Annotated in this window: 12 protein-coding genes and 2 pseudogenes; 9 read left to right on the top strand and 5 right to left on the bottom strand. The window is 28.5% G+C overall.

Going from position 1 to position 12022, the window contains the following annotated elements:
- Positions 1 to 119: 119 nt before the first annotated feature.
- A pseudogene (locus tag J3R86_RS08795) lies at positions 120 to 422 on the bottom strand (YolD-like family protein); the annotation flags it as partial.
- A gap of 174 nt (positions 423 to 596) precedes the next feature.
- Between J3R86_RS08795 and J3R86_RS08790 the strand changes: the two are divergent.
- Genes J3R86_RS08790 through J3R86_RS08780 form a run of 3 tightly spaced genes read left to right on the top strand, consistent with a single transcriptional unit; the run spans position 597 to position 4156 of the window.
- Positions 597 to 1700, top strand: a complete 1104-nt coding sequence (locus J3R86_RS08790; RefSeq protein ID WP_207516980.1) for a tyrosine-type recombinase/integrase — start codon at positions 597 to 599, stop codon at positions 1698 to 1700.
- A gap of 9 nt (positions 1701 to 1709) precedes the next feature.
- Positions 1710 to 3782: a site-specific integrase gene (locus tag J3R86_RS08785; RefSeq protein WP_207516979.1), complete on the top strand. Its 2073-nt coding sequence runs from the start codon at positions 1710 to 1712 to the stop codon at positions 3780 to 3782.
- 8 nt (positions 3783 to 3790) lie between these two features.
- Positions 3791 to 4156, top strand: a complete 366-nt coding sequence (locus J3R86_RS08780) for a DUF6262 family protein (RefSeq protein ID WP_207516978.1) — start codon at positions 3791 to 3793, stop codon at positions 4154 to 4156.
- A 102-nt stretch (positions 4157 to 4258) separates the two neighbouring features.
- Here J3R86_RS08780 and J3R86_RS08775 read toward each other — a convergent pair whose 3' ends face one another.
- The gene (locus tag J3R86_RS08775) at positions 4259 to 4672 is read right to left on the bottom strand and encodes a YolD-like family protein (RefSeq protein WP_207516977.1); all 414 of its coding nucleotides are present in this window, start codon (positions 4670 to 4672) and stop codon (positions 4259 to 4261) included.
- 145 nt (positions 4673 to 4817) lie between these two features.
- On the opposite strand from J3R86_RS08775, the gene J3R86_RS08770 reads away from it, so the two are divergent.
- From J3R86_RS08770 to J3R86_RS08750, 5 genes are all read left to right on the top strand, one after another.
- Positions 4818 to 5012, top strand: a complete 195-nt coding sequence (locus J3R86_RS08770; protein WP_207516976.1) for a hypothetical protein — start codon at positions 4818 to 4820, stop codon at positions 5010 to 5012.
- A 29-nt stretch (positions 5013 to 5041) separates the two neighbouring features.
- Positions 5042 to 5362 carry an ArsR/SmtB family transcription factor gene (locus J3R86_RS08765; protein WP_207516975.1) on the top strand — a complete coding sequence of 107 codons (321 nt, stop codon included), beginning with the start codon at positions 5042 to 5044 and terminating at the stop codon, positions 5360 to 5362.
- A gap of 87 nt (positions 5363 to 5449) precedes the next feature.
- Complete coding sequence (locus J3R86_RS08760; RefSeq protein WP_207516974.1) at positions 5450 to 6334, top strand: permease; 885 nt, start codon at positions 5450 to 5452, stop codon at positions 6332 to 6334.
- A gap of 19 nt (positions 6335 to 6353) precedes the next feature.
- Positions 6354 to 7409 (top strand): methyltransferase domain-containing protein, encoded by a 1056-nt coding sequence (locus J3R86_RS08755; protein WP_207516973.1) that lies wholly within the window; start codon positions 6354 to 6356, stop codon positions 7407 to 7409.
- Positions 7410 to 7433: 24 nt separating this feature from the next.
- The gene (locus tag J3R86_RS08750; protein WP_207516972.1) at positions 7434 to 7577 is read left to right on the top strand and encodes a hypothetical protein; all 144 of its coding nucleotides are present in this window, start codon (positions 7434 to 7436) and stop codon (positions 7575 to 7577) included.
- 133 nt (positions 7578 to 7710) lie between these two features.
- Here the strand turns inward: J3R86_RS08750 and J3R86_RS12190 are convergent.
- Both J3R86_RS12190 and arsB read right to left on the bottom strand, forming a co-directional pair.
- Positions 7711 to 7812 (bottom strand): annotated as a pseudogene (locus J3R86_RS12190) (YolD-like family protein); the annotation flags it as partial.
- A gap of 104 nt (positions 7813 to 7916) precedes the next feature.
- The gene (gene arsB, locus J3R86_RS08745) at positions 7917 to 9209 is read right to left on the bottom strand and encodes an arsenite efflux transporter membrane subunit ArsB (RefSeq protein ID WP_207516971.1); all 1293 of its coding nucleotides are present in this window, start codon (positions 9207 to 9209) and stop codon (positions 7917 to 7919) included.
- A gap of 252 nt (positions 9210 to 9461) precedes the next feature.
- Between arsB and pglS the strand changes: the two genes are divergently transcribed.
- Positions 9462 to 10490 (top strand): 6-phosphogluconolactonase, encoded by a 1029-nt coding sequence (pglS, locus tag J3R86_RS08740; protein WP_207516970.1) that lies wholly within the window; start codon positions 9462 to 9464, stop codon positions 10488 to 10490.
- Positions 10491 to 10572: 82 nt separating this feature from the next.
- Here the strand turns inward: pglS and J3R86_RS08735 are convergent, their stop codons facing one another.
- Entirely contained in the window at positions 10573 to 11952 is a 1380-nt protein-coding gene (locus J3R86_RS08735) for an aldehyde dehydrogenase (RefSeq protein WP_207516969.1), read from the bottom strand.
- Positions 11953 to 12022 lie beyond the last annotated feature (70 nt).

Here is a 12022-nt window from a genome sequence, read left to right as displayed (position 1 = left end):
CTTTTTTACTTTATCTAAGTATTAATAAATTTAGATATGCCTTATTTTAAGACTGATAAATAAAAAGTAGATAATTTAAAATAAATATGTAGCAGTCCAATTTATGAGAGAATCTAAAATTAATGCAATATAGTAATATCTAAAATATCAAACAGAGATAATTTCTGAAGTTGACGTTGGTTAATATATCCTTCTATTTCAAAATTAATCGAATCAATACGATGTATAGTCAAAGTCATAGTATCTATGAAACCATCATTGTAATATCTAATCTTAACAGGACGTAATCGTTGCAGAGCTTCATGTAATTTAATATTTAATTCAGTAAGTTGATCTTCTGATAGTACAGGACGATCAATTTTATTTTGATCCATAATATATTGTTGAATAGTTTCAAATTGCTCTGGCAGAGTAGCAAAAGGTTATATGTATTAATAACTTTAGAGTTTACTTTGTATAATATGTATAACAATATTGCGAGATATTTAACAGAAAAAATTGTTATCTAAACTAATTTTATTACGTATTATATGTATAATATGAAAATGTATTAAATTAGTGTATTCTTAAATTAAATTTAAGAAAGGGATTATAATATGAAAATAGTAAATGTGAATTCTAACAGGGGAAAGAACTTTATGATAATTGATAGTAATTTAAATCCAGTTGAAGATGTTACCTATTATTTAAAGTATTTAGAGAGTGTTGATAAAAGTGAGAATACTTTAAAGACTTATGCATATTGTTTAAAAAGATATTTTATGTACCTAGAATTTAAAAATAAAGATCATAAAGATGTAACTTTTGATGATTTAGTTGATTTTGTTATGTGGTTAAAATCACCAAATAAATATGAAAAAGTTATATTTAAAGATAGACCATTATATGGAAAAAGCCCTAAAACTATTAATTTAACTATCACTGTAGTTACTAACTTTTATGATTACTTATTTAGAACTAAAAAATCTAAAATTGACGTTGCTAAATCAATTTTAATAGAAAGAGGTCGTCAGTCTTCTTATAAAAGTTTTTTAGATCATGTAAATACAAATGATTTATTATATACAAATACACTAAAAGTAAAAGTGCCAAAAGAAAAAATGAAAATATTGAGTACCAGTGAAATAAAAGAGTTAATAAAAGCATCAAATAACATTAGGGATAAATTTATGATTCAATTATTATATGAAACAGGATTGCGTATTGGGGAATTGTTGTCACTTTACATAGATGATATTAAATATGATTTGACTAATGGACATCAAATTATTTTGAAAAATAGAAAAAATAAAAATGGAGCTAGATTAAAAAGTGGGGAACGTAAAATATACATTTCACAAGCTTTGATTGATTTATATGATGATTATTTATATGAAGTATTAGATGAAGTTTCAACTGATTCTGAATTTTTGTTTATTAAAGTTAAAGGTAAAAATATTGGAGAACCTTTAGACTATAATGATGTAAATTCAATATTTAAACGTTTAAGAAAGAAAACTGGAATTATGGTTCATCCTCACTTGTTAAGGCACACTCATGCTACTATTTTTTATAATAAAAGTAAAAATATAAAACAAGTTCAAGAACGGCTTGGACACAGTAATATACAAACCACTATGGATTTGTATATTCATAATAATGATCAGCTTATCCGTGAAAATTGGGAAAAAGTAAAAGATTCATTCCAAATATTTGAATAGGAGATTCACATGAATAATAGCGTCCAAAATACAGATGATTTTTTTCAAAACAAATTAAAAAAGGAACTTTGCTTTTTGAAAAGTAAAAGTATAAATTCTGAGGGAGATATTGTTTATACCGATATCTATAGTGATTATTTCTATAAAAATGATGTATGGCACATTTCTAATTTTAAGATTTTTAATCAATTTCAAGATGATTTGAACGGATATAATGGTAAAAGAAAAAATATATTTTTTAGATTTCAAAACAAGTATTTAAATTTAGAATTCAAGTATATTTGCCTGAAATTAATTACTACTGAATATTGGTCTTTAAGTTCTTTATTTAATGGTGGTGCAGTACATATTAATAAATTGGCTACTTTCTTCAATGAAAAGTTTCCAAATATAAACTCATTATTAGATTACGAATTTAATAGTTTAGAGTCTGAATGGATTAAGTGGTTAAAAAATCAAAATGTAACCACTATAAAAAGATCAAAAAGTATCGTTTTTGGAAATTATGAAACAAAAACGCCTATAGCTTCAAGTTTAAAAAAATTATATAGGCTGTTTTCAAAAATGATTGACAGCAGAGAAGAGTGGGATAAAGATTTATGGGATATAAGAAATTTAGAAATGTATGGATTGACTTATAATAAAACACTTACAGGAAATTATCTAAATTTTAAAAAGATAGATTCATTTAATATAAGAACTTCTGTAAAACAATATTTAAAACAGCGATTATTGACCGGAGATATGAATTTTGCTACAGGTAGAATGTATGTAAGAGTTTTGACTAGATTTTTAAATAGTATACATAATCAAGAACCTAATTGGAATGATTTAAATAAGTTAGAAAGAAAGCATATGGAAACATATATTGATTTCATTTTTAAATATGCAAAAAGTAAAAACGTACGAAGTGTAAAGAATTTTGTACGTGAAGAACTTAAATTAGTTAGAAGGTTTTTGAATGATATAATTACGCAAAAATATAGTATAGCACCTATAGAAGATATAAGATTCTTATTTTTGCCACAAGATCTACCTAAACATGAAAAACTCGAAAAAAATCAAATTGATTATATTCCAGATTTTGTATTAGATCAACTATTTGAAAATATAAATTCTTTACCTGAAGAAATTATACCTATCATTTGGATAGCATTTAAAACGGGTTTACGTATATCAGATGTATTAACTTTAAAAGATAACTGCCTTACTAAAATTAATGGTAAATATTCTATAGTTACTGATATAGCAAAAACTTTTGTAAAAGGCCATAGAATACCTATTGATGAACAATTAGCCGATATATTAGCAGTTTTAATTGCAAGTTCTAAAAGACAAAGTACTAAGGACAACAACCCTAATAATTATATATTTGTTATATACAAAGGTAAGAGAAAAGGAATGCCATATACTCAACATTTAGTTCGTTCTCATTTAAATTATTTAGCTAAAACTAAAAATATTGTTGATGAAAAGGGAGAAATTTTCCACTTTAAAACACATCAGTTTAGGCATACATATGCTGTTAAGTTGCTTAATGGTGGAGTTGATATTCTAACTATTCAAGAACTATTAGCTCATGCTTCTCCTGAAATGACCCTTAGATATGCGAAACTTCTTGATGATACTAAAAGAAAAGCATTTGAATCAGTTATAGATCAAGGAGCATTCACCTTTGATATTGATGGTAAAGTAAAAAATATTAAACATAGTAGTGAACTTTCTGAGAATGCGTTGAACTCTTTATGGCAAGAGCATAAATTAAATGCTATGGACAATCCATATGGTACGTGTCATGCAAGGTTAAAAGGTGACTGCCCATATATGGAAGCACCACCATGTTTAACTTGTAATTCAGGTAAACCCTGCAAAGATTTAGCAATAGGATTTTCAAATTTAGATGTAGAAAAGTATGAATTGCTTGTTAAATCTACCATTAATTCTATAGAAGTAGCTAAAAATTTTAATAGAGATGATATGGTAGAAAAGCATGTCAATTTATTAGAAAAATATGAAGACATATTAAAAAATATAAAAGATGGAAATGTTATTTTTGGTAGAAATAATAGGATGAAAACATAGGAGGACTTATGGGGAATTATGATAGAAAAAACCAAATGAAAGAAATACATAAAAGAAAAAAAGCTAATACAGAAATAAAAGTAAATTCTGCAATAGAAAGGCTCTTAAAAGAAAATATAGAGATTAACTTTAATGTTGTTTCTAATTATGCAAATGTTTCAAAAGCTACTTTGTATAATCATAAAGAAATTCGAAATAAAATTGAAGAATTGCGTAAACACAGCACTCAATCAAATGTAATTCAAGCCAAAAATGATGGGAAAAATGCAATTATTGAATCCTTGAAAAGAAAAATTAAAAAATTAGAAAAAGAGAATAAAGCATTAAAGAATGAAGTTAACGCTTTATATAATAAAATGTATGAAAACTTTTAAAAATTCAATATACGCTATTATTTTTTGAAAAGTAAAAAGAGGAACATAAAGTTATTATGAATACCCCTTTCTTATTTTGTTAATTACTATTTTATGGTTACTTTAAAATATGTTGTTAATATATTCTTTATATAAAGTATAGTAATTATTATTGGAAGTATTGAAAAAGGAAAAAGATTTTTCTAATACATTGAATTTCAAAATGAATCCAGTATAAGTTTTTATATAACCGTTACTCCAATATTCAATTGTACAAGATTCATTGGATTGAATTTTTTCACTAACTATATAATCTAATTGGCTCAAAGAATCATCAGATAATAAGGGATTTGCAATTTTGTTTTGATTTTGCATCACTTTATTTAATATTTCATATTGTTCAGGCAAAGTGGCAAAAGCTCTCCATTTGATGTTTCCACGACCTTGAGGGATTTTGGGATTCAAATATTCTCTTGGGATTTTTCTATAGTCCGTTTCATATTTATATTTATCTGGAATGTTAGAATTGAATAACATAATAGCACCTCAATATCATAATAGAACATACGTTCGCTCAAAGCAAGGATTTTCCGTATTTGGATTTGAAATTATTACAAAAAAGTGTTAAGTTTAATACATCAAAAAAAGTTGATATATTATTTAGAGCGTTGGAGGGAAAACCTTGGTGGTAAATCATGCAGGTACTTTATCTGTAGATTATTTTATTGGTTACTTAAAATTAGTTATGACTTCAAAAGATATGTGTTTAAATGAAGCTGTAGCATATATGAAAAGTTCTTTTTTCAAAGATAATATTGAAACATACGGTGAATTAACCGCACATAACTTTAAACAAGCAGTGCAAGAACTTAAATAACTACCTGATAACAGAATGGAAGTGATTAAATGGAAGTAATCAAGGTCAATCCAGATGTAGATGAAGAAGAGCAATTAAATTTTTATGAAAAGATGTTTGAAGCACTTGCAGATAAAATTAGACTTAAAATCCTACATTCTATACGTCAAAGCAATACAAAATCTTTGTGTGTATGTGATTTGGAAGAATTGCTAGCATTAAAACAATCTAAACTTTCTTACCATTTGAAAAAATTAGTAGATGCAAATATCCTCATTGCAGAAAAACATGGTACATGGAATTATTATAAAATTAATGAACAACAAATACAGGTAGTATTGAATGAAGATACTTGTTGTAAGATACTTTAAGTATCTTTTTTGACATATCATTAATCAAATTTTTTTGATTAATATATCAAGAAATATTGATTTAATAAATTTGGAGGCGTTATACTAATGATAGATTCGATTATAGAATTTATAAAAACATTTCTAATGCTATTTTTTGAATTATTAATACTGTTCATAATCGTAAGTTTTATTGTAAGTTTAATTCAACAAGTAGTTTCAGAAGATAAAATCAAAAACATGTTAAGTAAGCATAACCAAGGAATTAATTATTTTTTAGGAATGATATTTGGTGCGATTACTCCCTTTTGTTCCTGTTCAACTATTCCAATACTCGCAGGATTATTAAATTCTAAAGTCCCTTTCGGTCCATCTATGAGTTTTTTGATTGCTTCACCATTGATGAATCCATTAATGCTATTTATGTTATGGGCTTTATTAGGTTGGAAAGTTGCAATAGTTTATTTTGTTGTACTAGCAATATTTAGTATCTTAACAGGTTTTGTATTTTCAAAAATGAATTTAGCTGAAACTTATAAAGGCGTAAATGTGAAAGGCGATGGATTTTTTGCTAATAAAACGGGATCTCGTTTTAAACAAGCATTAAATGATGCGTGGGCATTTTTATATCCAATGCTTCCATACCTATTTATTGGTGTATTTATTGGAGCGTTCATATATGGATTTGTACCTGAAACATTTATTACAAAATACGCAAGTGGAGATGGCGTTATATCCGTATTCATTGCATCTGTTATAGGTATTCCAATGTATATCAGACCTGAAACAATGTTACCTATAGCTGAAGCATTAGTATCAAAAGGGATGTCCTTAGGAACAGTAGTTGCGTTGATAATAGGTGGTGCTGGTGCAAGTATTCCCGAAGTTGTATTATTATCGAAATTATTCAAGAAAAAATTTGTAGTCTCATTCGTTATCGCAATTTTAGTTGTAGCTGTTGCTACAGGATTAATAGTTAATATGATTGTTTAAGTTTAAGGAGGATAAATTAATGAATCAAGAAACTTCAGTAATCAATAGATATGGGAATGCTGCTAAAAAACATGAAGAAAATTTATGTTGCCCAGTAGAATATGATACAAAGTACTTAAAGATTATACCAGATGAAATCATAGAGAAAGATTATGGTTGTGGAGATCCTTTAGGTAAAATCAAAGAAGGAGATACAGTATTAGATTTAGGTTCTGGTGGTGGCAAAGTTCCTTATATAGTTTCTCAAATTGTTGGTGAAACAGGCAAAGTTATTGGCGTAGACATGAACGATGATATGTTAAATCTTGCTAAAAAATATCAGAATCAAATGATTGAAAGAATTGGTTATGATAATGTTATTTTTCATAAAGGAAAAATTCAAAACTTAAAATTAGATTTAGAAGAACTCGATAAATATATACAAGAACATCCTGTTAACAACTTAGGTACGTATCAATCTATTAAGCAATATATTAATTACTTAGAAAATGAAATGACTATGATAAAGGATAATAGTATAGATGTGGTTATATCAAATTGTGTTCTAAACCTAGTTTCAACAGATGACAAAGAAGCACTATTCAGGGAAATTTACCGTGTTTTAAAAGATGGTGGTAAAGCAGTAATCTCAGATATTGTTTCTAATGTAGAAGTACCAGAAAAGTTGAGACAAGACGAAAACTTGTGGAGTGGCTGTTATTCAGGAGCCATTGAAGAAAAATCATTTGTAGAGGCTTTTGAAAAAGTAGGATTTTATGGTGTAGAAATTGATAAACGCGAAAAGACATGGACTACTATTGAAGGTATTGATTTTAGAAGTATGACGATTATAGCTCACAAAGGTAAAGAGGGTCCATGTATTGATAAAGGGCAATCTGTTATATACAAAGGTCCATTTAAACATATTGAAGATGATGATGACCATATTTTTGAACGAGGCGAAAGAACCTTTGTATGTGAAAAAACCTTTAATATATTAAAGCAAGCACCATATAAAGAAGTTTTTGAATTTATAGATGAAAACGAAGAAATAATTAATAAAAATGAATGTTGCGATACATCGTGTGGATGTTAAATAATAATTAAAGGAGGTGTTACAATGGAAAAGAATGCATTTAAAAAAGCAATTTCTAAATTAAAACCCAAAGAACAAGCTTGTTGTTCTGTAGAAATTGAGGAGAAAAAAGAGAATATAGAAGAAAATAAAGAAAAAAATCAGCATAAAAATGATGGATGCTGTTAAGTTGAGTTATTAAATCGTGAGAGAATATCAAAGTTCTTTCACGATTTTATTATAAAAGATTTTACATATTATATATGACTAATACATAAAAATACTATAAAGTAAGCATTTGTTATAAATTAGTACATATAATGAATGGTGCCCATTTGATCATACCTCTTCCTTGTGGGATATTTCTATCTAATAATTCACGAGGGATATTACGATAATCTGTCTCCGTTTCAAAGTTATTCATCTTCCACTCACCTCAATCTTATAAATATATTATACGAACATACGTTCTATTTTGCAATAGAAAAATGCAATCATCTTAAAAAAAAGATGACTGCAATTAAATACTTATGAAAAAATAATGAGTGACAAATATAAACCAACGAGCGTGATAAATAGTACAGGAAGCGTAATCACAATACCTGTTTTAAAATATGTCCACCAAGATACTTTCATCCCTTTTTGACTCAATACATGTAACCATAATAATGTTGCCAGGGAGCCTATTGGTGTAATCTTCGGACCTAGATCTGAGCCAATGACATTAGCGTAAATCATCCCTTCTTTGACAATGCCAGTCACATGAGACTCGGCAATAGCTAATGAATCAAATAATACAGTAGGTAAATTATTCATAACAGATGATAACAATGCTGCTATAAAACCAGTCATGAGTGTACTACTAAATAAACCATAGTTAGAAATATGACTTAATAAATGTCCAAGTAATGAGCTGATGCCGACATTTTTTAATCCAAAAACAACGACATACATACCAATTGAAAAAATAACAATATTCCAAGGTGCACCTTTAATCACAGTTGTTAAATTTACTGCTTTAGAACGTCTTGCTAATAATAGAAAGATGAAAGCAATCAAAAGGGCGATAAAGGCAACAGGAATATCAATAAATTCGCTACTTAAATAACCTATCACTAAGAACAATAAAACAAACCAAGAGATATGAAATAAGCGTTTATCTTTAATTGCTGATTTAGGCGTTTTAATACAACTTATACCAATAGATTTTGGTATGGCTTTTCTAAAATATAGCCAAAGAACAATAATACTAGCACATAAAGAAAAAATATTCGGTATAAACATTTTCGAAAAATATTGAACAAAAGAAATATTAAAATAATCAGCAGAAATAATATTAACTAAGTTGCTAACAATTAGAGGTAAAGAAGTTGTATCAGCAATAAATCCACAAGCAATAATAAACGGAAAAATGGCCCGTTGTTGTAGACCTAAGTGACGAACCATAGCTAAGACGATAGGTGTCAAAATTAAAGCAGCACCATCATTAGCAAACAATGCAGCAATAATACTACCTAATAACATAATAAATAAGAACATTTTAAAACCATGGCCTTTAGAAGCATTTACCATATGTAAGGCTGCCCATTCAAAAAAGCCGATTTCATCTAAAATTAATGAAATTAAAATAATCGCAATGAACGTTAAAGTAGCATTCCAGACAATTGAAGTGACTTCGACAACATCTGATAAAGAAACCACACCTGTTACTATAGCAATCAATGCACCTATGACAGCGGTAATGCCTATGTCTAAGCCTTTAGGCTGCCAGATAACAAAAATTAAAGTTATGATAAAAATAGCAATTGCTAATATAGTCATTGAATGAACACTCCAAGTTAATTGTTGTGGTGGTGAATGAATTGAGAAATATAAAAATACAGTTAAATGATTTGTTTAGTTCTTTTATAAAATAATTTGAACTATATAGTTTATACGTTAACTTATCATAGAATAACAATAAATTTAGTGATTAACCATCAAAAGTTAAAGTGAGTCATCACTGCAAAATATTGTTATTCGCTTACAAAATTTAATAAAATAGTATTAATAACAAAATGGAGGGATAAATACATGACAATGGGTTATATTGGTTCTTATACTAAAAAGGGTGGTAAAGGCATTTATCATTTTGACTTAAATGAACAAGAGGGACGTATTAATTTTGTAGAAACTGGTTATGAATTAGAAGCCTCAACATACTTAGCGCACAACGACAAGTTTTTATATGGAATTACTAAAGAAGGTGAACAATGTGGTGTAGCTAGTTTTAAAATTGAAGCGGATGGTCAATTGACATTAATAAATAAATGCTTACCTTCAACAACTGGTACAGGATGTTATGTAGCTATTTCACAAGATAACCAATATTTATTTGAAGCAGTATATGGTGCAGGTATTATTCGTTTATATAAATTAAATGTAACTACTGGTGAAGTTGAACAATTAATAGAAGAATTAGCACATGATTTTCCTACAGGCTCTCATGAACGTCAAGACCACCCACATGCACACTATTTAAATCAAACGCCAGACGGTAAGTATGTCGTTGCAACAGACTTAGGTACTGATAGAATTGTTGCCTATCAATTTGGTGAAGATGGTTTTAAAGAATATGCACAGTCAAAATTTAAAGATGCAGATGGCACACGCCACATTGAATTTCATGACAATGGTAAATATGCGTATGTTGTACATGAACTCTCAAATGAAGTAAGTGTTACAGCATATCATGACGGACATTTTGAAGAATTAGCACGCTATCAAACGATACCGCAAGATTTTACTGATGCTACCAAGTTAGCTGCTGTAAGATTATCTCGTGATCAACAATTTTTATATGTATCTAACCGTGGGCACAATAGTATCGCAATTTATAAAGTGTTAGCAGACGGCAGTAAATTAGAACTTGTAGCGATAACTCATACAGGTGATGATTTCCCGAGAGATTTCAATATCACACCGTCAAATAAATATTTAGTTTGTGCACATGAACAAGGTCAATCTAAAGTTACTGTGTTTGAAAGAAATGAGCAAACAGGGGAGTTAACATTAACAGATGATCATAGTCAAGCATTAGAAGGTGTTTGTGTTATTTTTTAATAACAACTGTTTATAAAATAGATAGTAAAAAGCCCGAGATTGTTAACGTTCAATCTTGGGCTTTAAATTTAAAATACGTATGTTAATTTTTGAAAAAAGCTTTAATGTATTTAAACTTACCTTTAAAAGGAGGGTACTGGATACCGGATTCTAAACGTGTTGATTTAAAGATGTAACTTTTTTCGTGTGTAAAGGTATCAAATGAGTATTTTCCATGATAACGACCGATACCTGAAGCACCAACACCGCCAAAAGGTAATTTAGGATTGGCGAGATGCATCAATGTATCATTAATAGCACCACCGCCAAATGATAGTTCATTTAATACACGTTCTGTAGCATTTTCATTTTCACTAAATAAGTAAAGACTAAGTGGTTTAGGTCTTTGTTGAACGAATGATATAGCATCGTCAAAATGATGATATGTTAAAATCGGTAAAATTGGACCGAAAATTTCTTGTTGCATAATTGGATCATCACTAGAAATATGATCTAATAATGTTGGTTCAATATAACGTTTAGTTTCATCATAATGTCCTCCAAAGACGATATGATCATGTTGTTGCTCAATCAGATTTGTTAAGCGTTTGACATGTTTAAGATTAACGATACGACCAAAATCAGGACTTTGTTCGATATGTTGACCATAAAATTCATGAATTGTTTTTGATAAAGCTTTAATTAGTTCTTCTTTTATAGAGTGATGTACTAAAATATAATCTGGTGCGACACAAGTTTGTCCAGCATTAGTGAATTTGCCGAAGCAAATACGTTCACTAGCAACTTTAATATTTGCTGTTTCATCGATAATAACTGGAGATTTTCCACCTAATTCTAATGTGACGGGTACTAAATTTTCACTCGCAGCTTGGTAAACCACTTTTCCTACATGGTCACTTCCTGTAAAGAAAATATAATCAAAGGGTAAATGGATTAAAGTTTGTGTTTCTTCAATACCGCCTTCAATCACTTCGATATATTGTGACTCAAAAGCTTCATTAATTAACTGTTTAATTACTTGAGCGACATGAGGCGTTAATTCAGAAGGTTTAATGATAGCAGTATTGCCAGCAGCAATTGCTCCAATTAAAGGTTCGAACACTAATTGAAATGGATAATTAAAAGGCCCAATAATAAGAACTGTACCATACGGTTCTTTTTTTATATAACTTTTAGTTGGAAATAAATATAATGGTGTATCAACGGACTTTGTTTTTGTCCAACTATTAATGTGTTTTCTAGCTTGTTTAATGCTTTTTAAGACAATACCAATTTCTGTAGCATAAGCCTCAGCTTTATTTTTTCCTAAATCTTGATATAAGGCATCTAAAATAGCATTTTCATACTTTTTAATTGTTTTAGAAAGTTGTTTAAGCTGTTGTTTACGAAAAGCAACGTCTTTTGTTTGTTGACTATTAAAATAAGACTTACTACGATTGAAAACTTGTTCGATTGTAGTCATGTTATATTAACCTCCTTTGTGTTAATTTTTAAATATGTACAAGTGTCATCATAACTAAAATGATAGTCAT

Source organism: Staphylococcus simiae, assembly GCF_017357005.1.
Lineage (GTDB): Bacteria > Bacillota > Bacilli > Staphylococcales > Staphylococcaceae > Staphylococcus > Staphylococcus simiae_A.
This window is presented reverse-complemented; position numbering and strand designations above follow the sequence as displayed.